The sequence below is a fragment of the Pseudomonas sp. A-RE-19 genome, from assembly GCF_019956555.1.
Classification (GTDB): Bacteria; Pseudomonadota; Gammaproteobacteria; order Pseudomonadales; family Pseudomonadaceae; genus Aquipseudomonas.
Map to the genome: position 1 here is coordinate 30,339 of NZ_JAHBDQ010000010.1, position 23,537 is coordinate 53,875.

General features: G+C 60.2%; 23 protein-coding genes and 1 riboswitch. Of the genes, 15 read left to right on the top strand and 8 right to left on the bottom strand.

Going from position 1 to position 23,537, the window contains the following annotated elements:
• Window positions 1–39: 39 nt before the first annotated feature.
• The 9 genes from mdcA to madM all read left to right on the top strand — a co-directional run bounded on the left by mdcA (window position 40) and on the right by madM (window position 7,294).
• Complete coding sequence (gene mdcA, locus KGB14_RS07540) at window positions 40–1,710, top strand: malonate decarboxylase subunit alpha (protein WP_223485327.1); 1,671 nt, start codon at window positions 40–42, stop codon at window positions 1,708–1,710.
• Complete coding sequence (locus tag KGB14_RS07545; RefSeq protein ID WP_223485330.1) at window positions 1,710–2,585, top strand: triphosphoribosyl-dephospho-CoA synthase; 876 nt, start codon at window positions 1,710–1,712, stop codon at window positions 2,583–2,585. Before mdcA ends, KGB14_RS07545 begins: the two co-directional genes overlap by 1 nt.
• Window positions 2,585–2,884, top strand: coding sequence for a malonate decarboxylase subunit delta (locus tag KGB14_RS07550; RefSeq protein WP_223485332.1), 300 nt, complete (start codon window positions 2,585–2,587; stop codon window positions 2,882–2,884). The genes KGB14_RS07545 and KGB14_RS07550 overlap by 1 nt, the downstream gene beginning before the upstream one ends.
• Window positions 2,877–3,728 carry a biotin-independent malonate decarboxylase subunit beta gene (locus KGB14_RS07555; protein ID WP_223485334.1) on the top strand — a complete coding sequence of 284 codons (852 nt, stop codon included), beginning with the start codon at window positions 2,877–2,879 and terminating at the stop codon, window positions 3,726–3,728. Before KGB14_RS07550 ends, KGB14_RS07555 begins: the two co-directional genes overlap by 8 nt.
• Entirely contained in the window at window positions 3,725–4,528 is an 804-nt protein-coding gene (gene mdcE, locus KGB14_RS07560) for a biotin-independent malonate decarboxylase subunit gamma (protein ID WP_223485336.1), read from the top strand. Before KGB14_RS07555 ends, mdcE begins: the two co-directional genes overlap by 4 nt.
• The gene (locus KGB14_RS07565) at window positions 4,522–5,142 is read left to right on the top strand and encodes a malonate decarboxylase holo-ACP synthase (RefSeq protein ID WP_223485338.1); all 621 of its coding nucleotides are present in this window, start codon (window positions 4,522–4,524) and stop codon (window positions 5,140–5,142) included. The genes mdcE and KGB14_RS07565 overlap by 7 nt, the downstream gene beginning before the upstream one ends.
• Window positions 5,139–6,050, top strand: a complete 912-nt coding sequence (gene mdcH, locus KGB14_RS07570) for a malonate decarboxylase subunit epsilon (protein ID WP_223485340.1) — start codon at window positions 5,139–5,141, stop codon at window positions 6,048–6,050. The genes KGB14_RS07565 and mdcH overlap by 4 nt, the downstream gene beginning before the upstream one ends.
• A gap of 61 nt (window positions 6,051–6,111) precedes the next feature.
• Window positions 6,112–6,528 carry a malonate transporter subunit MadL gene (gene madL / locus KGB14_RS07575; RefSeq protein ID WP_223485342.1) on the top strand — a complete coding sequence of 139 codons (417 nt, stop codon included), beginning with the start codon at window positions 6,112–6,114 and terminating at the stop codon, window positions 6,526–6,528.
• 1 nt (window position 6,529) lies between these two features.
• Window positions 6,530–7,294 carry a malonate transporter subunit MadM gene (gene madM / locus KGB14_RS07580; RefSeq protein WP_223485345.1) on the top strand — a complete coding sequence of 255 codons (765 nt, stop codon included), beginning with the start codon at window positions 6,530–6,532 and terminating at the stop codon, window positions 7,292–7,294.
• 111 nt (window positions 7,295–7,405) lie between these two features.
• On the opposite strand, the gene KGB14_RS07585 is transcribed toward madM, so the two are convergent.
• Entirely contained in the window at window positions 7,406–8,320 is a 915-nt protein-coding gene (locus KGB14_RS07585) for a LysR substrate-binding domain-containing protein (protein ID WP_223485347.1), read from the bottom strand.
• A gap of 337 nt (window positions 8,321–8,657) precedes the next feature.
• On the opposite strand from KGB14_RS07585, the gene trhA reads away from it, so the two are divergent.
• Window positions 8,658–9,275, top strand: coding sequence for a PAQR family membrane homeostasis protein TrhA (trhA, locus tag KGB14_RS07590; protein WP_223485349.1), 618 nt, complete (start codon window positions 8,658–8,660; stop codon window positions 9,273–9,275).
• 84 nt (window positions 9,276–9,359) lie between these two features.
• Here trhA and KGB14_RS07595 read toward each other — a convergent pair whose 3' ends face one another.
• Both KGB14_RS07595 and KGB14_RS07600 read right to left on the bottom strand, forming a co-directional pair.
• Window positions 9,360–10,079, bottom strand: coding sequence for a 16S rRNA (uracil(1498)-N(3))-methyltransferase (locus KGB14_RS07595; RefSeq protein ID WP_223485351.1), 720 nt, complete (start codon window positions 10,077–10,079; stop codon window positions 9,360–9,362).
• Between the two features lie 157 nt (window positions 10,080–10,236).
• Complete coding sequence (locus KGB14_RS07600) at window positions 10,237–11,643, bottom strand: adenosylmethionine--8-amino-7-oxononanoate transaminase (protein ID WP_223485353.1); 1,407 nt, start codon at window positions 11,641–11,643, stop codon at window positions 10,237–10,239.
• Between the two features lie 223 nt (window positions 11,644–11,866).
• Here KGB14_RS07600 and KGB14_RS07605 point away from each other — a divergent pair, with 223 nt between their 5' ends.
• On the top strand, window positions 11,867–13,642 hold the full coding sequence (locus KGB14_RS07605; protein ID WP_223485355.1) for a flavin monoamine oxidase family protein: 1,776 nt from the start codon (window positions 11,867–11,869) through the stop codon (window positions 13,640–13,642).
• 67 nt (window positions 13,643–13,709) lie between these two features.
• Here KGB14_RS07605 and KGB14_RS07610 read toward each other — a convergent pair whose 3' ends face one another.
• Window positions 13,710–14,666, bottom strand: coding sequence for a YncE family protein (locus KGB14_RS07610; RefSeq protein WP_223485358.1), 957 nt, complete (start codon window positions 14,664–14,666; stop codon window positions 13,710–13,712).
• A 284-nt stretch (window positions 14,667–14,950) separates the two neighbouring features.
• Between KGB14_RS07610 and KGB14_RS07615 the strand changes: the two genes are divergently transcribed.
• Window positions 14,951–15,502, top strand: coding sequence for a cytochrome b (locus tag KGB14_RS07615; RefSeq protein ID WP_223485360.1), 552 nt, complete (start codon window positions 14,951–14,953; stop codon window positions 15,500–15,502).
• A 32-nt stretch (window positions 15,503–15,534) separates the two neighbouring features.
• Window positions 15,535–16,128 (top strand): YceI family protein, encoded by a 594-nt coding sequence (locus KGB14_RS07620; RefSeq protein WP_223485361.1) that lies wholly within the window; start codon window positions 15,535–15,537, stop codon window positions 16,126–16,128.
• Window positions 16,129–16,295: 167 nt separating this feature from the next.
• Here KGB14_RS07620 and KGB14_RS07625 read toward each other — a convergent pair whose 3' ends face one another.
• From KGB14_RS07625 to ahcY, 4 genes are all read right to left on the bottom strand, one after another.
• Window positions 16,296–18,167: a DEAD/DEAH box helicase gene (locus KGB14_RS07625; RefSeq protein ID WP_223485363.1), complete on the bottom strand. Its 1,872-nt coding sequence runs from the start codon at window positions 18,165–18,167 to the stop codon at window positions 16,296–16,298.
• Between the two features lie 222 nt (window positions 18,168–18,389).
• A complete protein-coding gene (locus KGB14_RS07630; protein WP_223485366.1) occupies window positions 18,390–19,205 on the bottom strand; it encodes a substrate-binding periplasmic protein in 816 nt (271 codons plus the stop codon).
• A gap of 192 nt (window positions 19,206–19,397) precedes the next feature.
• Window positions 19,398–20,243, bottom strand: coding sequence for a methylenetetrahydrofolate reductase [NAD(P)H] (gene metF / locus KGB14_RS07635; protein WP_223485368.1), 846 nt, complete (start codon window positions 20,241–20,243; stop codon window positions 19,398–19,400).
• Window positions 20,244–20,437: 194 nt separating this feature from the next.
• Window positions 20,438–21,847 carry an adenosylhomocysteinase gene (gene ahcY, locus KGB14_RS07640; RefSeq protein WP_223485370.1) on the bottom strand — a complete coding sequence of 470 codons (1,410 nt, stop codon included), beginning with the start codon at window positions 21,845–21,847 and terminating at the stop codon, window positions 20,438–20,440.
• A gap of 23 nt (window positions 21,848–21,870) precedes the next feature.
• A riboswitch (S-adenosyl-L-homocysteine riboswitch) is annotated at window positions 21,871–21,969 on the bottom strand.
• Between the two features lie 198 nt (window positions 21,970–22,167).
• Between ahcY and KGB14_RS07645 the strand changes: the two genes are divergently transcribed.
• A complete protein-coding gene (locus KGB14_RS07645; protein WP_317851020.1) occupies window positions 22,168–22,572 on the top strand; it encodes an acyl-CoA thioesterase in 405 nt (134 codons plus the stop codon).
• Between the two features lie 73 nt (window positions 22,573–22,645).
• The gene (locus KGB14_RS07650) at window positions 22,646–23,533 is read left to right on the top strand and encodes a formate/nitrite transporter family protein (RefSeq protein WP_223485372.1); all 888 of its coding nucleotides are present in this window, start codon (window positions 22,646–22,648) and stop codon (window positions 23,531–23,533) included.
• The last annotated feature ends 4 nt before the right edge of the window (window positions 23,534–23,537 follow it).

Sequence of the window (23,537 nt, forward strand, 5' to 3'; positions counted from 1 at the left end):
CTAAGGTGACTCCCACGACAGCGAACCCGTGGAGTGGTCATGACAACAACAATATCCCCCGACTCGCGATGGACGCGGCGGCGCAGCGAAAAGCAGCGGCGTCTCGAGTTGGTCAAGGATCTAGCCGACGGTGTGGTGCTGCCCACCGACAAGATCGTCGCGGCGCTGGAGGCGTTGATTCTGCCCGGCGACCGCGTGGTGCTGGAGGGCAATAACCAGAAGCAGGCGGATTTCCTGTCTCGTTCTCTGGCCAAGGCCGACCCGGGCAAGCTGCATGATCTGCACATGATCATGCCCAGCGTTGGGCGTTCCGAACACCTGGACCTGTTCGAGCGCGGCATTGCCCGCAAGCTCGACTTCTCGTTCGCCGGCACCCAGAGCCTGCGCATCAGCCAGTTGCTGGAAGACGGCCTGCTGGAAATCGGCGCTATCCACACCTACATCGAACTCTATGCGCGGCTGGTGGTGGACTTGATCCCGAACGTCGTGCTCTCGGCCGGTTTCATGGCTGACCGCGCGGGCAATATCTACACCGGGCCGAGCACCGAGGACACCCCCGCGTTGATCGAACCGGCGGCTTTCAGCGACGGCATCGTCATCGTCCAGGTCAATCAATTGGTGGACGACGTCAGCGAGTTGCCTCGGGTCGACATCCCTGCGTCCTGGGTCGATTTCGTGGTGGTGGCGGACAAGCCGTTCTACATCGAACCGCTGTTCACCCGCGACCCACGCCACATCAAGCCTGTGCATGTGTTGATGGCGATGATGGCGATCCGCGGGATCTACGAAAAACACAACGTTCAGTCGCTCAACCACGGCATCGGTTTCAACACCGCGGCCATCGAACTGATCCTGCCGACCTACGGCGAATCCCTCGGTTTGAAAGGCAAGATCTGCCGCAACTGGACGCTCAATCCTCACCCGACCCTGATCCCGGCCATCGAAAGCGGCTGGGTCGAAAGCGTGCATTGTTTCGGCACTGAACTGGGCATGGAAAACTACATCGCCGCTCGACCGGATGTGTTCTTCACCGGCCGCGACGGCTCCCTGCGCTCCAACCGGATGTTCTGCCAATTGGCTGGGCAGTACGCGGTGGACCTGTTCATCGGTGCGACCCTGCAAGTCGACGGCGACGGCCATTCCTCCACCGTGACTCGCGGTCGCCTGGCCGGTTTCGGGGGGGCGCCGAACATGGGCCACGACCCGCGCGGTCGCCGTCACGGCACACTGGCCTGGCTCGACATGCGTCACGACGATGCACCCGAAGCCTTGCTCGAACGCGGCAAGAAACTCGTGGTGCAAATGGTCGAGACCTTCCAGGAGGGCGGCAAGCCGACCTTCGTCGAAACCCTCGACGCGGTGGACGTGGCGAAGAAAAGCGGCATGCCACTGGCGCCGATCATGATCTACGGCGACGACGTCACTCACCTGCTGACCGAAGAAGGCATCGCCTATTTGTACAAGGCCCGTTCCCTCGAAGAGCGTCAGGCGATGATCGCGGCTGTGGCCGGCGTAACCGCCATCGGCCTGCGCCACAACCCGAAAGACACCGCGCGCATGCGCCGCGAAGGCTTGATTGCCCTGCCCGAAGACCTCGGCATCCGCCGCACCGACGCCACCCGCGAGTTGCTCGCGGCCAAAAGCGTGGCCGATCTGGTGGAGTGGTCCGGTGGCCTCTACAACCCACCCGCCAAGTTCAGGAGCTGGTAATGCGCGCATTCAACCTGCAACCGAAACCTTTAACCCTGACTGAGCGGCTGGCGGACCTGGCCGTGGACGCGCTGATCGACGAAGCCGATCTGTCGCCGAAACCGGCGCTGGTCGACCGTCGCGGCAATGGCGCGCACACCGATTTACACCTGAGCCTGATGCACGCCTCGGCGCTGTCGTTGTGGCCGGCGTTCAAGGCAATGGCGGAAGCGGCCATCGAATTCGGCGAAGTCGGTTTACCCCTGCGCGAAGCCCTTGGGCGGATTGGTCGTGACGGTGAGCAAACGATGCTTGCTACCACCAATGGTGTGAATACTCATCGTGGGGCAATCTGGGCGTTGGGACTGTTGGTCGCTGCGGCAGCGCTGGAGTGCACGAATACCAAAGCAAGCGCCGTGACCTTGCGCGCTGCACGTCTGGCCTTGCTCGACGACCGCTTTGCCCCGCGTCCCCTGAGTCATGGCGCTCAAGTGGCCCAACGTTATGGCGCTCGCGGTGCCCGTGAAGAGGCGCAGCTGGGCTTTCCGGCGGTGATTCAGCGTGCACTGCCGCAACTCAAACTCAGCCGCGCCGCCGGCCATGGCGAACAGAACGCCCGGCTCGACGCCTTGCTGGCGATCATGACGACGCTGGCCGACACCTGCGTGCTCTACCGCTCGGGCGAACAAGGCCTGCAGACCATGCAACTTGGTGCTCAAGCCGTGCTCGACGCCGGCGGCAGTGCGAGCCTGGCCGGTCGCCGCCGTTTGCATGAGCTGGACCAACAACTAATCGCGTTGAATGCCTCGCCCGGCGGCGCTGCGGACTTGCTTGCAGCCTGCCTGTTTATCGACCGCATCGACTCGGGCGATGGCATCTTCCAGGGAGCGTTTTGATGGAAACCTTATCCTTTGAATTCCCCGCCGGGCAGCCGCCACGGGGCAGGGCACTGGTGGGCTGCGTGGGCTCGGGCGATCTGGAAGTGCTGATCGAACCGGGGCTGGCGGGCAAGCTGACGATCCACGTGCAGACTTCGGTCAACGGCAGTGAGCAACGTTGGCAGCATCTGTTCGCGCGAATGTTCGACGGCCAGACACCGCCCGCGATGGCGATCGATATCCACGATTTCGGCGCCACTCCCGGCGTGGTGCGTTTGCGCCTGGAACAAGGCTTCGAGGAGATCGGCCATGACTGACAGTGCAGCGCTTCTCCACAAGCACAGCTTCGTCGAACTCGGCGCCCGGCAACGAGCGAAAGCCTTGCTCGACGCCGGTACTTTTCGTGAACTGCTCGACCCGTTTCAGCGCGTCATGTCGCCATGGCTGTCACGCCAGGGCGTGGTGCCGCAAGCCGATGACGGCGTGGTGATCGCCAAGGGCAGCCTCGGTGGTTTGCCGGTGGTGATCGCGGCCATCGAAGGCGCGTTTCAGGGTGGCAGCCTGGGCGAAGTCGGCGGGGCGAAGATTGCCGGTGCGCTGGAACTGGCCGCCGAGGACAACCGCAAAGGCATTCCCACACGCGCCGTGTTGCTGCTGGAAACCGGTGGAGTGCGTTTGCAGGAGGCCAATCTCGGGCTGGCGGCGATTGCCGATATTCATGCGGCGATTGTCGATTTGCGCCAGTACCAACCAGTAGTCGGCGTAGTCGCCGGCAGCGTCGGTTGCTTCGGCGGCATGTCGATTGCCGCGGGGTTGTGCAGCTATTTGCTGGTGACTCAGGAAGCGCGCCTTGGCCTCAACGGCCCCCAAGTGATCGAGCAGGAAGCCGGGCTTGAGGAATACGACTCCCGTGACCGGCCGTTTATCTGGAGCCTGACCGGCGGCGAGCAACGGTTCGCCAGTGGGTTGGTGGATCGCTATGCCGCTGACGACGTGGCGCAGATTCAGCAACAGGTCGGCGAATTGCTCAAGCAGGGTTTGCCGGCACAACAACGTAGCCGCCAGGCCGAATGGTTCCTGCAACGGCTGGCGCGTCTGGACGCCGAACCACAAATCGAGCCGGCGACGGTTCGCGATCTGTACCAAGGAGAGCGCTCATGAGTTCGTATTCCCTGAGAGGCTTGAACTGGTTCAACGCCTTGAGTGCCGACGCGAAACCGGTCGCGGGTTTGCCGGCGTCGTTGAAAGTCGCCGATGGTTTATTGGGCAATCAACCCGTGCGTTTTATCGCAGTGGTAGCCGACCCCGAAAACCGCTTCGTCCGCGCCCGCAATGGCGAGGTCGGTTTGCTGGAAGGCTGGGGCCTGGCCAAAGCGGTGGATGACGTCATTGCTGCGGATAATGACAAACCTCAAAAACGCGCCTTGATCGCCATTGTCGATGTGCCCAGCCAGGCTTACGGCCGGCGCGAAGAAGCCCTCGGCATTCATCAGGCCCTGGCCGGTGCGGCGGACAGTTATGCCCGCGCCCGACTGGCCGGGCATTCGGTGATCGGTTTGCTGGTGGGCAAGGCGATGTCCGGGGCGTTTCTCGCGCATGGCTATCAGGCCAACCGGCTGATCGCGTTGCGCGATCCGGGCGTGATGGTGCATGCGATGGGCAAGGCGTCGGCGGCGCGAGTGACGTTGCGCAGCGTCGAAGAACTTGAAGCCTTGGCCGCCAGCGTGCCGCCGATGGCCTATGACATCGACAGCTTTGCCAGCCTGGGTTTGCTCTGGGAAACCTTGTCGGTGGACCAGATCGAACAGCCGACGACGGCGGATCTGGCGCGGGTGAATGAGTGTCTGGCTCAGGCGATTGAAGATGTCGACGCCGGTCATCGCGACTTGAGCAGTCGCTTGGGTGCGACTAACCGCGCCGCGTCGAGCAAGGTTCGCCAACTGCTGAGAGAGCAGTGGTGAACACGCTTCTGGCCCACGACCTGCTCTGGGGGATGACCCCGCAGCAGTTGCCTGCGGATGCGCCTGCGTGGGCGGTCGAGTCGATCAGCGCGGGTCAGCCGGTGGTGGTTCGGCGTGCGATGACTGCGCCGGATCAAATCGCGGTCGGGGTGCGCGGACGCTTGCGCGAGCAGCGTTATGCAACGTCGATGGCGATCACGGCGATTTCGCGTCGGGTCAGGCCGGAAGCGCTTTGTCGTGTCGCGACGACCCGCGACCTGCCGGCCCTGCGAGCACTGGCACAACTGCGGCCGATGCTCGACGCCTGCGGTTGGGTGTGGGGTGTCAGCGGCAGCACCGGGTTTGAATTGGCCAGCGGTTTTGCGGCGCTCCATGAGCGCAGCGATCTCGATTTGATTCTGCGTACACCGCAACCGTTGAGCCGACTTCAAGCGCAAGCGTTGGTGACGCTTCTCGGTGCCGCTGAATGTCTGGTCGACATGCAATTGCAGACACCTTATGGCGCCGTGGCTCTGCGCGAATGGGCTGGCCCGTCGCAACGGGTGCTGCTCAAAAACGCTCAGGTCGCCTGCCTGGTCAGCGATCCCTGGAACCCGCAGGAGCAAGCAGCGTGAGCAGTTTACTGGTGTTCCCCGGCCAGGGTGCCCAGCAACCGGGCATGCTCCATCGCTTGCCTCGGGAAACGCTGATCGAGGCGAGTGAGGCACTTGGCGAAGACGTCTTGCTGCTCGATTCTGCCGAGGCGTTGCAGTCGACGAGGGCGGTTCAGCTGTGCCTGCTGATTGCTGGCGTGGCGGCTTCACGTCAGTTGTTATTGAGCGCGGATTACGTGGCCGGATTGTCCATTGGCGCCTACCCGGCGGCGGTGGTCGCCGGCGCCTTGAGCTTCAGCGATGCACTGCATCTGGTCAGCCTGCGCGGCGAACTGATGCAGCAGGCTTATCCTCAGGGCTATGGCATGACCGCGATCATCGGTCTGGATCTGGCGACGGTGGAAGGTTTGCTGGCGCAGGTTCATAGCCGCGACACGCCGGTTTACCTGGCCAATATCAACGCCGATAACCAAGTGGTGATTGCCGGCAGTGATGGTGCGATGAAAGCGGTTGCCGACTTGGCGAAAGGTTGTGGCGCCGGGCTGGCCAAACGCCTGGCGGTCAGCGTGCCGTCCCATTGCCCGCTGCTGGAAACACCGGCAAAAACCCTGGCCGAAGCCTTCGCCAAGGTGCAATTGAAAATGCCGACCCTGGGTTACCTGAGCGGCAGTCGCGCCCGGCCCGTGATCAATCCCGAAGCCTTGCGCGACGACCTGGCGTTCAACATGTGCCGCGTCGTCGATTGGCGCGGCACGGTGCAAAGCGCTTACGAGCGTGGCGTACGTCTACAGATCGAACTGCCACCCGGTGCGGTGCTGACCGGGCTGGCGCGCCGGGTGTTCGAGCAGGGCACCGTGATTGCCTTCGACGGTGCGCGGCTCGATACCTTGCAGGCGCTGTTGCGTGAGGAGGGAAGCCGCCAACCCTAGAGACTCAGGCTGCGAACGACAAAAACAACAATTCCGACGATGCACTTTGAGGACTACAACAATGATTATTTACGGTGTGGCGCTGTTGGCGATCTGTACGCTGGCAGGGGTGATCATGGGCGACATGCTCGGCGTGTTGTTGGGTGTGAAATCCAACGTCGGCGGGGTCGGGATCGCGATGATCCTGCTGATTTGCGCGCGGTTGTGGATGCAAAAACGCGGCGGCATGACCAAGGATTGCGAGATGGGCGTCGGCTTCTGGGGCGCCATGTACATTCCGGTGGTCGTCGCGATGGCAGCACAGCAGAACGTCGTGACTGCGCTGCACGGCGGCCCGGTGGCGGTGCTGGCGGCAATCGGTTCGGTGGTGATCTGCGGTTGCACCATTGCCCTGATCAGCCGCACCCACAAAGGCGAGCCCTTGCCCGATGAGCCGGCGCAAGTGACCCCGCTCGGCACACCAGTAGGAGGTCGCTGATATGTGGGAACTCATTGAGAAAGGTCTGGTAAATAACAGTCTGGTCACAGCGTTCGCCTTTGTCGGCGTGGTCATGTGGGTGTCGGTGATTCTGTCCAAACGCCTGACCTTCGGGCGAATTCACGGCTCGGCGATAGCCATCGTCATCGGCCTGGTGCTGGCCTGGGTCGGCGGCACCCTGACCGGCGGGCAAAAGGGCCTGGCGGATTTGTCACTGTTTTCCGGCATTGGGTTGATGGGCGGCGCCATGCTGCGTGACTTTGCGATCGTCGCCACCGCGTTCGAAGTGCAGGCCACGGAAGCGAAAAAGGCCGGGATGATTGGTGTTATCGCGCTGCTGCTGGGCACGATCCTGCCGTTCATTGTCGGGGCGAGCATTGCCTGGGTATTCGGTTATCGCGATGCGATCAGCATGACCACCATTGGCGCAGGCGCGGTGACGTACATCGTCGGGCCGGTGACCGGTGCTGCGATTGGTGCCTCATCCGATGTGATGGCGTTGTCGATTGCCACCGGGTTGATCAAGGCGATTCTGGTGATGGTCGGCACACCGGTGGCGGCGCGCTGGATGGGGCTGGATAACCCGCGCTCGGCCATGGTGTTTGGTGGGTTGGCCGGGACGGTGAGTGGGGTGACGGCAGGGTTGGCGGCGACGGATCGCAGGCTGGTGCCGTATGGCGCGTTGACGGCGACGTTCCATACCGGGCTTGGGTGCTTGCTGGGGCCTTCGTTGCTGTACTTCATTGTTCGCGGGATTGTGGGTTAAGCCGGTAGATTATCGCTGACTGTTCCGGCGCCATCGCGAGCAGGCTCGCTCCCACATTGGAATGCAATCCCCTGTGGGAGCGAGCCTGCTCGCGATAGCCGTGACGCGGTCTCAGGCCTGGCGATTGGCATACATCCGACACTCTGCCAAAAGCGCCAGCAAATTCGGGTCACGCTCCTTGGCCTTCAGAAACACCACGCCGATGTGCTGCTGCAATCGATACTTTTCCTGCAACGGAATCAGCTTCACCCGGTTTTCATACACCGCCGCAATCCGTCCCGGCAGCAACGCATAACCGACCCCGGAGCTGACCATGCTCAGCAGGGTGAAGATGTCGTTGACCTGCATCGCCACTTTCGGCTCGAACCCTGCCTGCTTGAATACCCGAATACCGTCCTGGTGCGTGGCGAAGCCTTGGGTCAAGGTGATGAACGTCTCGTCACGCACCTCGGCCAGATCGACTTCGGCCCGCTGGGCAAAGGGTGAATCAGCCGGGGTGGCGAGGAAGATGTCATCGGAAAACAGCTGAATCTGCTCACAGTCCGGGTCGTTGACGCTGTCGTCCAGCGACACCAGGATTGCATCGACTTCCATGTTCTTGAGCTTGTACAACAGGTCGATGTTGGAGCCCAGGATCAGGTCGATATTGAGTTCGCTGCGGCGAATTTTCAGGCCCATGATCAGCTGCGGCACGGTCTTCACCGTCAGCGAATACAGTGACCCAAGCTTGAAGCGCTCAGCGGAGAACCCGGCAGCTTCACGGGTCAGGCGCACACTTTCGAGCACGTCCTGAATCAGCTTCTGCGCCCGTTCTTCCAGCACATAAGCGCTTTCAAGTGGGGTCAGGTTGCGGCCTTCGTGCTTGAATAGAGGGCAACGCAGGGCGCTTTCCAGAGAGTGAATGGCGCGGTGCACGCTGACGTTGCTGGTCTGCAACTCGGCGGCGGCGCGGGCCAGGTTGCCGGTGCGCATGAAGGCCAGGAACACCTCGAGTTTTTTCAGGGTCAACTCTTCATCGATCAACATGGGCGTGACTCTTATTCGAATCACTCGATTGTGCCCAATTGGCTGGCGTTTGGCTCGATGGCTTTTTGTAGGAGCTGCGCTATACGGAAACATTGCACTGGTTTGTAACTCGACGGCGGTGCGGGGCAGGTTGCCGGTGCACATGGGGGCTCTTGTAGGAGCTGTCGAGTGAAACGAGGCTGCGATCTTTTGATCTTCAGCACCTTCAAGGGCACCTAGAATCAAGATCAAAAGATCGCAGCCTCGTTTCACTCGACAGCTCCTACACAGCTCCTACATAGCTCCTACACCGGTCCTACAGGGGCTTTGTGTTAATGAATTTTGAGGTGAGCAACGCATGTATCACGGGGAAAGATTGAACGCTTGGACGCATTTGGTCGGGGCGGTTGCGGCGTTTGTCGGGGGTGTGTGGCTGCTGGTGATCGCCAGTATGGACGGCAGTCCGTGGAAGATCGTCAGCGTGGCGATTTACGCGTTCACCTTGCTGGTGCTCTACAGCGCCTCGACCGTTTACCACAGCGTGCGCGGGCGCAAGAAAGCGATCATGCAGAAGGTCGATCACTTTTCGATCTACCTGCTGATTGCCGGCAGTTACACGCCGTTCTGCCTGGTGACCCTGCGCGGGCCGTGGGGCTGGACGCTGTTCGGGATTGTCTGGGGGCTGGCGCTGATCGGTATCCTGCAAGAGATCAAACCCCGCTCGGAGGCGCGGATTCTGTCGATCGTGATTTACGCGGTGATGGGCTGGATCGTGCTGGTGGCGGTCAAGCCACTGTTGGCCGCGCTGGGGCTTGTCGGCTTTACCTGGCTGGCGTCGGGCGGGGTGCTGTACACCGTGGGGATTATCTTTTTTGCCCTCGACCATCGCCTGCGGCATGCCCATGGGGTCTGGCATCTGTTCGTGATTGCCGGGAGCGTGCTGCACTTTGTGGCGATTTTGTTTTATGTCCTTTAGACCGAGGTGCTGCCATCGCGAGCAGGCTCGCTCCCACAGGTGCAGCGGCGTCCTTGTGGGAGCGAGCCTGCTCGCGATGGGGCCCTAGAAGTCACCCCAAAGTTGTTGGGCCACCGCCAACGCCACTACCGGCGCGGTCTCAGTGCGCAGCACACGCGGTCCAAGCCGGGCGGCATGAAAACCGGCTCCCTTGGCTTGCTCAACCTCTGCATCGGACAACCCGCCTTCCGGGCCGATCAGAAACGCCAGCGTCGCCGGTTTCGCATGGCTCACCAGCGGCTCGGCCACCGGGTGCAGCACCAGTTTCAATTCGGCTTCCGTTTGCTTCAGCCAGTCGGCCAACAGCAACGGCGGATGAATCACCGGCACCCGTGAACGTCCGCACTGTTCGCAGGCGCTGATCGCCACCTGACGCCAGTGCATCAGGCGTTTGTCGGCGCGCTCGTCCTTGAGGCGGACTTCGCAGCGGTCGGTGAATATCGGGGTGATTTCGCTGACGCCCAGTTCGGTGGCTTTCTGAATCGCCCAGTCCATCCGCTCGCCACGAGACAAGCCCTGGCCGAGATGGACGGCAAGCGACGACTCGACCTGCCCGGCGAAGCGCTCATCGATTTGCACCACGACGCGCTTCTTGCCGACTTCCGCCAGCACGCCGCGAAACTCATGGCCCGAACCGTCGAACAATTGCACCGCATCACCCTCGGCCATGCGCAGCACACGGCTGATGTAATGGGCCTGGGCCTCGGGAAGCTCGTGTTCGCCGGTGCTCAACGGGGCGTCGATAAAGAAGCGGGACAGTCTCATCAATGGTCTCTGTAAAAGTGTGGAAGTCTGGCGGCCCCATCGCGGGCAAGTCGGGTCGCCGCATCGCCGCTCCCACAGGTTTTGCGCCGAACCTGTGGGAGCGGGCTTGCCCGCGATGACGGTGGTGCGGTCACCGCTGAAGCTTAGGTGAAGTCAATCAGCCCGGATCACGGTAACCCGGATGAAAGTCCTTCGGCACCGCCACGCTGATGCTGTCACGGGTGGCGATGTCGATGCCTTCACTGGCCACCTCGGCCAGGAAATCGATCTGCTCCGGGGTAATCACGTAAGGCGGCAGGAAATACACCACGCTGCCCAACGGCCGCAGTAAAGCACCCCGCTCCAGCGCATGCTGGAACACCTTCAAACCACGACGTTCCTGCCACGGGTAAGCGGTCTTGCCGGCCTTGTCCTTGACCATTTCGATGGCCAGCACCATGCCGGTCTGGCGCACTTCGGAAACGTTGGGGTGATCGGCCAGGTGCGCAGTGGAGGAGGCCATGCGTTGAGCCAGCACCTTGTTGTTCTCGATGACGTTGTCTTCTTCGAAGATATCCAGCGTCGCCAATGCCGCCGCGCACGCCAGCGGATTGCCAGTGTAGCTGTGGGAATGCAGGAAGGCGCGCAGGGTCGGGTAGTCGTCGTAGAACGCGCTGTAGACCTCATCGGTGGTCAGGCAGGCCGCCAACGGCAGGTAACCGCCGGTCAGGGCCTTGGACAGACAGAGGAAGTCCGGGCGGATGCCGGCCTGCTCACAGGCGAACATGGTTCCGGTGCGACCGAAGCCAACGGCGATTTCATCGTGGATCAGGTGCACGCCATAACGATCACAGGCTTCGCGCAGCAGCTTGAGATACACCGGGTGGTACATGCGCATCCCGCCAGCGCCCTGAATCAACGGCTCCAGGATCACGGCGGCCACGGTGTCGTGGTTGTCGGCCAGCGTCTGCTCCATGGCGACGAACATGTTGCGCGAGTGTTCTTCCCAGCTCATGCCCTCGGGGCGCAGGTAGCAGTCGGGGCTCGGCACCTTGATGGTGTCCATCAGCAGGGGTTTGTAGGTTTCGGTAAACAGCGGCACGTCACCCACCGCCATCGCTGCCATGGTCTCGCCGTGGTAGCCGTTGGTGAGGGTGACGAAGCGCTTCTTGTTCGGCTGGCCGCGGTTGAGCCAGTAGTGAAAGCTCATTTTCAGCGCAACTTCGATGCACGACGAACCGTTATCGGCGTAGAAGCACCGGGTCAGGCCTTCAGGCGTCATCTTGACCAGCCGCTCCGACAATTCAATCACCGGCTGATGGCTGAAGCCGGCGAGGATCACATGTTCCAGCTGATCGACCTGATCCTTGATGCGCTGGTTGATCCGCGGGTTGGCGTGACCGAACACGTTGACCCACCAGGAGCTGACGGCGTCGAGGTAGCGTTTGCCTTCGAAGTCTTCCAGCCACACGCCTTCACCGCGTTTGATCGGGATCAGCGGCAGCTGTTCGTGGTCTTTCATCTGGGTGCAGGGATGCCACAACACGGCAAGATCGCGTTCCATCCACTGTTTATTCAGGCCCATTTTCTGTCTCCTCGAGGCTACCCGTGACGTAGGCGGGTAAACAATCGCGCAAGCCTATGCAATGCGCGTCACCGGGACAACCCATTGTGTCGATTGAGCTACTTTGTATAGGACGATAGACGTTGCTGGCGGCGTTTTGATGGCTGACGTATTCTTCGCGGCTCTTTGAGTCGTCTGACTCGTAAAACCGCTATTTCCCTCGTGTATTTCCGGAGTTCGCTGAATGTCTGCTGGTTGGCTGCGCGCCTGTGCGCTGGTGATGTTGGGGCTGTTCAGCGTTTCGGCGCTGGCCAAGGATAAAACGGCGATCGTGATCGGCGGCGGGCTTGCGGGCCTCACTGCGGCTTACGAGCTGCAGAACAAGGGCTGGCAAGTCACCCTGCTGGAAGCCAAACCGACCCTGGGCGGTCGTTCCGGCATGGCCACCAGTGAATGGATCGGCAACGACAAGACCCAGCCGGTGCTGAACAAGTACGTCTCGACGTTCAAGCTGAGCACCACGCCAGCCCCTGAATTCGTACGCACCCCGGGCTATCTGATCGACGGCGTATATTTCACTGCCGCTGATCTGGCCGCTAAACAGCCGGCCACCGCCGACGCACTGAAGCGCTACGAAAAGACCCTGGATGATCTGGCGCGTTCGATCGAGGACCCGCAGAACCCGGCGGCCAACAGCACGCTGTTCGCCCTGGACCAGATCAACGTGGCCAACTGGCTCGATCGCCTGAACTTACCCGTCACTGCGCGTCAGTTGGTGAATCAGGAGATTCGTACCCATTACGACGAGCCTTCGCGCCTGTCACTGCTGTACTTCGCACAACAGAGCCGCGTCTACCGTGGCATTGCCGACCGCGATCTGCGTGCCGCGCGGCTGCCCGGCGGCAGTCCGGTGCTGGCCCAGGCTTTCGTCAAACAACTGAAAACCATCAAGACCAGCTCCCCGGTTTCGGCCATTAGCCAGGACAAGGACGGTGTGACCGTCAAGGTCGGCAGCGTTGGCTATCAGGCGGACTACGTCGTGCTGGCCGTGCCGTTGCGTGCACTGAACAAGATTCAGATGACCCCGGCGCTGGATGCTCAGCACTTGGGCGCCATCAAGGGCACCAACTACGGCTGGCGTGACCAGATCATGCTGAAGTTCAAGACGCCTGTGTGGGAAAGCAAGGCGCGCATGTCTGGCGAGATCTACAGCAACGCCGGTCTGGGCATGCTGTGGGTTGAGCCGGCCCTGAAGGGCGGCGCCAACGTGGTCATCAACATTTCCGGCGACAACGCACGGGTGATGCAAGCCTTCGGCGACAAGCAGATGGCTGATCAGGTGCTGATTCGTCTGCACGAGTTTTATCCGCAGGCGCGCGGTTCGTTCACCGGTTATGAAGTCCGTCGTTACAGCACTGACCCGTCGATGGGTGGCGCTTACCTGGCCTTCGGTCCGGGTCAGATGAGCAAGTACTGGCGCCTGTGGGAACGTCCGCTGCAACGTATAGCCTTTGCCGGCGAACACACCGATACCTTGTACCCGGGCACTCTGGAAGGCGCATTGCGCACCGGTCAGCGTGCAGCCAGTCAGGTAGAGGACATGGCGGCGGGCAAATCGTTTGAACCGGCGAAGGTTGTGCCGGCGGCGACCGCTGCGGCGGCGGGCGCGGTAGTGGCGAAGAAAGGCAACTTCTTCAGCAACCTGTTCGGTGGTTCTGACGACAAACCGGAACCGGCCAAGGCGCCAGCACCCGTGGCACCGATTGCTCCGGCACCCGCCCCGGTAGCTGCGCCGGCCCCAGCGCCAGCACCGGTTGAGGCGCCGAAGCCAGTGGTTCCGGTGAAGGCCGAGCCGGCCAAGAAAGCACCGGCCAAAGCGCCAGTGAAAAAGCCTGCGGCAAAAACCGAGGCCAAAAAGGCTCCAGCCAAGGCCACGGCGAAAAAGACTGAGCCGGTGAAGAAACCAGCAGCCAGTACCGCTGTGATTACCCCGGCGGCGACTGAACCCAAAACGCAGTAAGTCTTGGGATCAAAAAAAAGCGCGGCAGTGATGCCGCGCTTTTTTTATGTCTTGTACAGACGTCCCGTCACCGGCTGCTGATTTTGCCGTCAGACTGAAGCAGATCGACAATATGCACTTCATCGCTTTGATAGTCGCTGATGTAGGCATGGTTGTGTCGATCAAGCGTCATGTCATAGGGTTCGAAAGCGCCGGGTATGGGAACTCGGCGAACAATGTCATGCGTGGTGGTATTCACTTCCACCACCTCTTTTTTGGTTTGATCAACCGCATAAGCACATCTTTCACCGAACACTATTTTCCCTTCGCAGGTCACAAAGTCGAAATGCCTGGTGGCCGATGATCGGGTGTCCAGCACCGTCAGTTTTCGAGCGTCCAGACCCACGACATACACTTCTCTGCCGTCGGGACTGACGGTCACCGCTGACGGATATTGGGCAGTTTTGATGATGTTGATGACTTTGAACGTCTTGCTGCTGAGGACCGTTAGTGCGTCCTGAAAAGGGCCGGTAGGGGAGTTGGTACTGGAAATGTAAAGGCGCGAATCGTCCAGGCTGATATCGACACTGATGGACGGTGAGGGTAATCCTCGGACTCTGCTCACTGCATAAGTGCGGGCGTCAATAATGGCCAACCATTCCTTATCCTGTCGAACGGTGACGTAAACATGCTTCCCGTCCCGGCTCACAACGACTCCCCAAGGGTATTTGCCCACCGTGACATTACCCACTTCGTAGGTGTCGGTATCAATAACCGACACCGAACTTGAACCATAGTTGGTCACATAAGCTCGTTTCCCCCCATTGGCAAGGACGATGCTTTGGGGATAACGCTCGACGGCGATGGTGTGGATAACCTTTTTGTTCGAGGTGTCGATGACTGACACATTGCCCGAAATGTAATTGCAAACAAAAACCCGTGATCCATCATCGCTGATGGCTATTCCCCGTGGTCCTTCCCCTACAGCTATCGAATTGGAATGATTGTGCGTTATCCCGGGGGACGAACTCGAATTGTGACTCATGGTAGAACTCCTGTTCAGACGCTCGGACAAACGTCCGATTTCAAGTTCATCAATGACCTGCAATGTTGACTACTGTCGGATATGACAGTTCAGACAAGTGGTAAAGGCACTTGGATTTGGCAATGAGGGACGGTATCTGAAGATTTTTTCATCCGGTTAACGCTTTCTTAACCTCTCGGCCCCAAGGTCTTGATCGTATTTCTCGATATTTCAAAGCGAAATTTTCCGCTTTAAATCGATAGATAACTCGATAGTCTTGGGCGCAGTTCTTACAGGATTTGGGCATGCAGCTACGTAACTCTTCTTCCCGCTACGGTTGGATCAGCATTTTCATGCACTGGGGCGTGGCGCTCGCCGTCTTCGGCCTGTTCGCATTGGGGCTGTGGATGGTCGGTCTCGACTACTACAGCACCTGGCGTAAAGACGCGCCGGACCTGCACAAGAGCATTGGTCTGGTGTTATTTGCCGTCATGTTACTGCGGATGTTGTGGCGCTTCATCAGCCCACCGCCGCCGCCCCTGCAAAGCTATAGCCGCCTGACGCGCCTTGGTGCCCTGTTCGGCCATTCCTTCCTCTATCTCGGTCTGTTCGCTGTGATGATTGCCGGTTACCTGATTTCCACCGCAGACGGTGTCGGGATTCCGGTGTTCGGACTGTTTGAGGTACCTGCGCTGGTGTCCGGACTACCGGACCAGGCAGACACCGCTGGTGTGATCCATTTGTACCTGGCTTGGGTGTTGGTAATTTTTTCCGGCCTCCATGCGTTGGCAGCATTGAAACACCACTTTATCGATCGTGATGCGACCCTGACGCGAATGCTGGGACGCAAAGCCTGATATTCAATCTCGACTCCAAAGGAATAGAAAGTATGTTGAAAAAGACGCTCGCTGCTCTGGCAATCGGTTCTGCTCTACTGTCCGCTAATGTGATGGCGGCTGACTACGTGGTCGACAAAGAAGGCCAACACGCCTTCGTTGACTTCAAGATCAGCCACTTGGGCTACAGCTACATTACCGGTACCTTTAAAGATATCGACGGCAAGTTCAGCTTCGACGCTGCCAAGCCTGAAGACAGCAAAATCGAGTTCAACGTACGCACCGCCAGCGTGTTCACCAACCACGCCGAACGTGACAAGCATATCGCCAGCGCTGACTTCCTGAACGTGGGCAAATTCGCCGACGCCAAGTTCGTCTCCACCAGCGTCAAATCCACCGGTAAAAACGCCGCTGGTAAAGACACTGCCGACGTGACCGGCAACCTGACTATCCTCGGCGTGACCAAGCCCGTTGTAGTCAAGGCTACCTTCCTGGGTGAAGGCAAGGATCCATGGGGCGGCTACCGTGCCGGCTTCGAAGGCACCACCAGCATCAAGCGTTCCGACTTCGGCAAGCAGAAAGACCTGGGCCCAGCGTCCGATGCGGTCGAGTTGTACGTTACGTTTGAAGGTGTGAAAGCGAAGTAATGCTGAGACGTAGGAGCTGCCGCAGGCTGCGATCTTTTCAGGATCACTGCTGATAAGGCAAGGTCAAAAGATCGCAGGCTTCGCCAGCTCCTACAAAAGCAGTTTGCAGCGCCCAAAAAAATGCCCCGGTCTTTCGATCCGGGGCATTTTTTATGGCTTTGAAAAACTCAGCGATTGCGAGTCAGCAACGCTGGCTTCTCGCCGCGCGGGCGACCTGGCAGTTGATCCAGTTGTTCAGGTGTCGGGAAGCGATCGCTTTTCGACTCCTTGTGGATGATCTTCGGTGCCGGGCCACGCGGGTTCTGCACGGCGGGTTCCGAACGAGGTTGGTCGTCACGGGCCGGGCGGCGGTTGCGGGACTCTTCGCGACGGGCCTGGCCGTCACGTGGAGCGCCGTTACGTGGGCCGTTGCGCTTGGCCGGCGGAGTGCCGGTGGTGGCGCCATCGCTGCTGCGCGGACCGCTTTGGCGACCCTGTGGCTTGCCGCTGCGCGGAGCACCGGTGCCGGCTGCGGTACCTTGTGCCGGAGCACCTGGACGGCGGCCACGACCCTGAGCAGGTTTCTGCTGAGGCACGTAGTCGACGCGGTTACCGAAGTTATCGATATCGTCGTCCAGGAATTCGTCCGGAGCACGGTCAGCAGCGGCGCGAGGGGCCGGACGCTGTTGTTCGCGGGCCGGGGTGCCTTCGCGTGGCTTGTGTTCACGGGCCGGGCGATCGCCGCGACCGGTGGCGGCAGGTTTTTCCTTGCCCTTGTCCTTGCCTTTATCTTTACGACCGCCACCACCACCACCGCTGCCGTTCGGACCGTCGCCGCGCGGGCCACGTGGGTTGCGCGGGTTACGCACATCCGGACGCTCGCGAACTTCAGGTTTCTCGGCTTCCACAGCGCTGGAGTCAAAGCCCATCAGGTTGCCGTCGGCAATCTTCTGCTTGGTCATGCGCTCGATGCTTTTCAGCAGCTTTTCTTCATCCGGAGCCACCAGCGAGATCGCCTCGCCCGAACGACCGGCACGGCCGGTACGACCGATACGGTGCACGTAATCTTCGTCGACGTTTGGCAGTTCGAAGTTGACCACGTGAGGCAACTGGTCGATGTCCAGGCCGCGAGCGGCGATGTCGGTGGCGACCAGGATGCGCACTTCACCGGCCTTGAAATCGGCCAGGGCTTTGGTGCGGGCGTTCTGGCTCTTGTTGCCGTGGATGGCGACGGCGGTGAGGCCGTGTTTGTCCAGGTACTCGGCCAGGCGGTTGGCGCCGTGCTTGGTGCGGGTGAACACCAGCACCTGTTCCCAGGCGCCTGCGGTGATCAGGTGCGCCAGCAACGAACGCTTGTGGCTGGCGGCCAGGCGGAATACGCGCTGTTCGATTCGCTCGACCGTGGTGTTCGGTGGCGTGACTTCGATACGTTCCGGGTTGTGCAGCAGCTTGCCGGCGAGGTCGGTGATGTCTTTGGAGAACGTTGCCGAGAACAGCAGGTTCTGGCGTTTGCTCGGCAGACGGGCGAGGACCTTTTTCACGTCATGGACAAAGCCCATGTCGAGCATGCGGTCGGCTTCGTCCAGCACGAGGATTTCCACGTGGGACAGGTCGACACTGCCTTGGCCGGCGAGGTCGAGCAGGCGGCCGGGGCAGGCCACCAACACGTCGACACCTCGGGACATGGCCTGAACCTGAGGGTTCATGCCGACACCGCCGAAGATGCAGGCGCTGACGAACTTCAGGTCACGGGCATAGACCTTGAAGCTCTCGTGCACCTGGGCCGCGAGTTCGCGGGTAGGGGTCAGGACCAGTACGCGTGGTTGGCGCGGGCCATGACGCTGGGATTTGTCCGGGTGACCGTTGGGAAACAACCGCTCCAGAATCGGAAGGGCGAAACCGCCGGTTTTACCAGTACCTGTCTGTGCCGCAACCATCAGGTCGCGACCTTGCAACACGGCGGGAATGGCCCGCTGTTGCACCGGAGTAGGCTCGGTATAGCCCGCTGCCTCGATGGCGCGGACTAAAGCCTCGGAGAGACCGAGGGAAGCAAAGGACATGAGTAATCCTGTTTTAGTTAGGGCTTGGCCCAATGGGAGTCTTGCCTGGCGCGAATCGCGTTTAAGAGGACGCAATCCCGTCCGGTCCTGCTGGGCCTCGAAGGCTCGTCTGGAGCGCTCGCGCGGGCTGAAAAGCTGCGCTGTAGCGGGATCGAGATGCCTTGAACAAGTCCGAGCGTCCGGGCGTGAGCCTGGCGGGAAGGCCGGAGTATAACAGAGCAATCACTGCGCGCCGCTTTCCTGCTGCTCAACGGTTTTTCCGCTGGTTGTGGTGGCACTGGCGGCCCGTACTTTGGTGGCCGGGTCGGCGCCATAGCGGGCGCTCAGTTCGGCGTAGGCCGGCTCGCGCTTGAAGCGTTTGAGCTCGGCACCGAAACGCTGCACCAATAAATCCATCCCGGCATTGCGCCGTAGCGCCAGAAACTGACTCTGCTGGCTGATGACGGTCGGGTTCTCAGTGATCTTGTCGCGGATGTTCAACTGATCGAGCAAGTGCTGGCCGACCCGGCGGTCGGTGATCAGCAGGTCGATGCGGCCGCGCACCAGCTTGCCGAAGTTGGCTTCATGGGTAGGGGCTGGCTCTCGGGTGAACAGCGTCGATTCGCTGAAGTCCTTGCTGTACAGGTAGCCCGGCGAGGTGCCGATGGTCAGGCCTTTCAAATCATCCAGAGTACGAAAGGGATGGGGCCACTGGTTGGCATAGAACATCACGAATTCGACTTGTGAGAGTGGTTCGCTGGGGTAGAGCAGGGTCGCGTCGCGTTCATCGCTGTGGAAAATATCCAGCACACCGTCCGCCTGGCCTTGTTCAAGCATCGACAGGCAGCGTTTCCACGGCAGGAACTGCCATTCCACGTCGATGCCGAGGCGTTTGAAGACGATGGCCGTGGTTTCGTAGTCGAGCCCCAGAGAGGTGCCGTTTTCCTCATAGACATAAGGCGCCCAGGGTTCGGTGACAATGCGCAGCTTCTCGCCCCGGGCGGTGAGGCTCAGGCAAGTGAATAGAAGCACGGTCAGTAACTGAGCGATCAGGGGCATGGCTTGAGATTACGACGAGAAAACATAAAGAGCCAGAAATCGGATCCAGAAGCTCTATCTCAGGATACGGCTGCACAATAACAAGGCGCCGAAAAGCAAAAAATCACAGCCTTCGGCATTTCCTGCAGAGGAATACGTACCCCTGTAGGAGCTGCCGAAGGCTGCGATCTTTTGATCTTGCTTTAACGACGATTAACGCGGCAACTTCAGGTTATTCCACACCAGCAGACTCGGCTCAGCCTGGTTCAGTGTGTAAAAGTGCAGCCCTGGAGCTCCACCCTGCAACAGGCGTTCGCACATCTGGGTGATGACTTGCTCACCAAAGCCTTGAATGCTCTGGGTGTCGTCGCCGTAGGCTTCCAGCTGCTTGCGGATCCAGCGCGGGATTTCCGCGCCGCAAGCATCGGAGAAACGCGCCAGCTTGCTGTAGTTGGTGATCGGCATGATCCCCGGCACGATCGGGATGTTCACGCCCTTCGCCCGTACACGCTCGACAAAGTAGAAGTAACTGTCGGCGTTGAAGAAGTACTGGGTGATCGCACTGTCGGCGCCAGCGTTGGCCTTGCGCACGAAGTTGTTGAGATCATCTTCGAAATTGCGCGCTTGCGGATGCATTTCCGGGTAGGCGGCGACTTCGATGTGGAAATGATCGCCGGTCTCTTCACGAATGAATTCAACCAGATCATTGGCGTGACGCATCTCGCCGCTGGCCATGCCCATGCCCGAGGGCAGGTCACCGCGAAGCGCAACGATACGCTTGATGCCGGCTGCCTTGTACTGGCTCAGCAGGCCGCGCAGGTCCGCCTTGCTGTCGCCCACACAAGACAGATGCGGTGCGGCAGGGACTTTGACTTCACTTTCAAGCTGCAACACGGTGTTGAGGGTGCGATCACGGGTCGAACCGCCAGCGCCATAAGTGCAGGAGAAGAAGTCAGGGTTGTAAGTCGCCAGCTGACGGGCAGTGGCGATCAGTTTTTCATGTCCAGCATCGGTCTTCGTGGGGAAGAACTCGAAGCTGTAGCGACGGTCTTGGGACATGGTCATATCCTTGAAAGCGTATAAGCCTTGCAGGGCGCTACGTTCTCTGTAGGAGCGAAGCTTGCTCGCGAATTAGGCGCCGCGGTGTTTCAGAAGCACCGTGGTGAAGCGTTCGCGAGCAAGCTTCGCTCCTACAGAGAGCGCGTGGTTCCTGCATGAGTCCGCTCCCTTGAGGAAGCGGACAGCAGGACCAATCAGTAGCGGTAAGCGTGCGGCTTGAACGGGCCTTCGACGGTTACGCCGATGTAGTCAGCCTGTTGCTTGGTCAGTTGAGTGACCACGCCACCGAAACCGCGGACCATTTCCAGGGCCACTTCTTCGTCGAGTTTCTTCGGCAGTACTTCAACGGTCAGGCGCTCGGCTTTCTGGGTTGGCGACAGGTCGGCGTACTTCTGGCCGAACAGGAAGATCTGCGCCAGAACCTGGTTGGCGAACGAGCCGTCCATGATGCGGCTTGGGTGGCCAGTGGCGTTGCCCAGGTTAACCAGACGGCCTTCGGCCAGCAGGATCAGGTAGTCGTCGTTCTGAGCGTCGAAAGCACCCGGGCCGGTACGGTGAACCTTGTGAACCTGTGGCTTCACTTCTTCCCATGCCCAGTTCTTGCGCATGAAAGCAGTGTCAATTTCGTTGTCGAAGTGACCGATGTTGCAGACAACAGCGCGCTTCTTCAGGGCTTTTAGCATGTTCGCGTCGCAAACATTGACGTTGCCGGTGGTGGTCACGATCAGGTCGATCTTGCCCAGCAGCGCTTTGTCGATGCTCGCTTCGGTACCGTTGTTGATACCGTCGATGAACGGCGAAACCAGTTCGAAACCGTCCATGCAGGCTTGCATGGCGCAGATCGGGTCGACTTCGGACACTTTAACGATCATGCCTTCCTGACGCAGGGACTGGGCCGAGCCCTTGCCCACGTCACCGTAACCGATGACCAGCGCTTGCTTGCCGGACAACAGGTGGTCGGTGCCGCGCTTGATCGCGTCGTTCAGGCTGTGACGGCAGCCGTACTTGTTGTCGTTCTTGCTCTTGGTCACCGAGTCGTTGACGTTGATGGCCGGGATTTTCAGCTCGCCCTTGGCCAGCATGTCCAGCAGGCGGTGAACGCCGGTGGTGGTTTCTTCGGTGACGCCGTGGACACGGTCCAGGATCGCCGGGTATTTCTTGTGCAGCAGCTCGGTCAGGTCGCCGCCGTCGTCGAGGATCATGTTGGCATCCCAAGGCGCGCCATCTTTGAGGATGGTTTGCTCCAGGCACCACTCGTACTCTTCTTCAGTCTCGCCTTTCCAGGCGAAAACCGGGATACCGGCAGCGGCGATAGCGGCAGCGGCCTGGTCTTGAGTCGAGAAAATGTTGCAGGACGACCAGCGTACTTCGGCACCCAGGGCAACCAGGGTTTCGATCAGCACGGCAGTCTGGATGGTCATGTGGATGCAGCCGAGAATCTTCGCGCCTTTGAGCGGTTGCTCGGCGGAATATTTGCGACGCAGACCCATCAGGGCTGGCATTTCGGATTCGGCGATGATGGTTTCGCGACGGCCCCAGGCAGCCAGGGACATGTCGGCGACTTTGTAATCGTTAAAATCTACAGGCGTGATAACAGCGCTCATGATGAGCCTCCATTCGTAATGTATGCGAATGGGCGCCGTTGTGCGTTTAGTGTCTGGCCGTGGCCAGTCAACGCCCCATCCGAGCCTGACAGGTCGAACCTGCTGCAGCGCCCCTCGGACAGGTGGCGGGAAAACGGTAGCAACCGAAGATGACCGTTTTGAAACGGTGGCGATTATAGCCGTGTAGACGATACTTCCAAAGCGTTTCTGCAGGTCAATGCCCGAACGGTAATCGAGACCATAGTCGATGCTTGATAGAGCTCTAGTCCGGGCTCTGCCATGATGGCCGGCATCAATCGGCAAGACGGTCAGGAGTGAGTATGAATTTCCACACCCGCAAATGGGTAAAACCCGAAGACCTCAACCCCAACGGCACGCTGTTCGGCGGCAGCCTGTTGCGCTGGATCGACGAAGAAGCGGCGATCTACGCCATCGTCCAGCTGGGTAATCAGCGCGTGGTCACCAAGTACATTTCCGAAATCAACTTCGTCAGTGCCTCGCGCCAGGGCGACATCATCGAGCTGGGTATTACTGCCACCGAGTTCGGTCGCACCTCGATCACGCTGACCTGCGAAGTACGCAACAAGATCACCCGCAAGAGCATCCTGACGGTGGAGAAGATGGTCTTCGTGAACCTGGGCGATGACGGCCTGCCGGCGCCGCACGGCCGAACCGAGATCAGGTACGTCAAAGATCAGTTCAAGGATGATGACATCGGCGGGTAATGCGAGCTCCTACAGAACGGACCTGAACCCCACGTGTCGTAATTAAACGACACGCCACCGGTTCAGGAGCTTTATGGACACGTCCAAAGACGGCAAGACCCCGGACCTCTCGGCGCAAGAACGGCGCGAGGTCGACAAGAACCAGCCACCGCGCGCGGCGGTGCTGCACGAAATCATTCGCACCCAAGGTGATCAGGAACTCGAGCGTAGCATTGCAGCACTGTGGTGGTCGGCCCTGGCTGCCGGCCTGACCATGGGCTTGTCGCTGATGGGCATGGGGCTGCTCAACTCGCGTCTGCCGGACGGCGAAGGCTTCAAGGTGATCGCCAGTTTCGGTTACTGCGCAGGTTTTCTCGCGGTGATTCTCGCCCGTCAGCAACTCTTTACCGAGAACACCCTGACGGCCGTCCTGCCAATCATGAGCAAGCCTACGCTGAGTAACTTCGGTCGGTTGTTGCGACTGTGGACGGTGGTGCTGGTGGGCAACCTTTGCGGCACCTTGCTGGTGGCGTACGTGATGCTGCACCTGCCGATTTTCGACACCAAGACCGATCTGGCCTTCCTCGACATCGGGCGCAAGGTCATGGAAAACGACGCCGGCAAAATGTTCGCCAAAGGCATCATTTCCGGCTGGATGATCGCCACCATGGTCTGGATGATCCCTTCCATGGAAAGCGCGAAGATGTGGATCATCATCCTCATCACCTATTTCATGGCCCTGGGAGATTTCACCCACATCGTGGTCGGCTCGGTCGAGGTCTCGTACCTGGTGTTTGCCGGCGAGTTGCCGTGGAAGGATTTCTGGCTGGTGTTCGCAGGTCCCACGCTGGCGGGGAACATCATCGGAGGCAGTTTTATTTTCGCGCTGATCAGCCATGCGCAGATTCGCAGTGAAAGCGGGCCGCCGAAGACATCCGCGGAGCGGGGCGAGGAACCCGAACCGCAGAAGATCAAAAAATGATCAG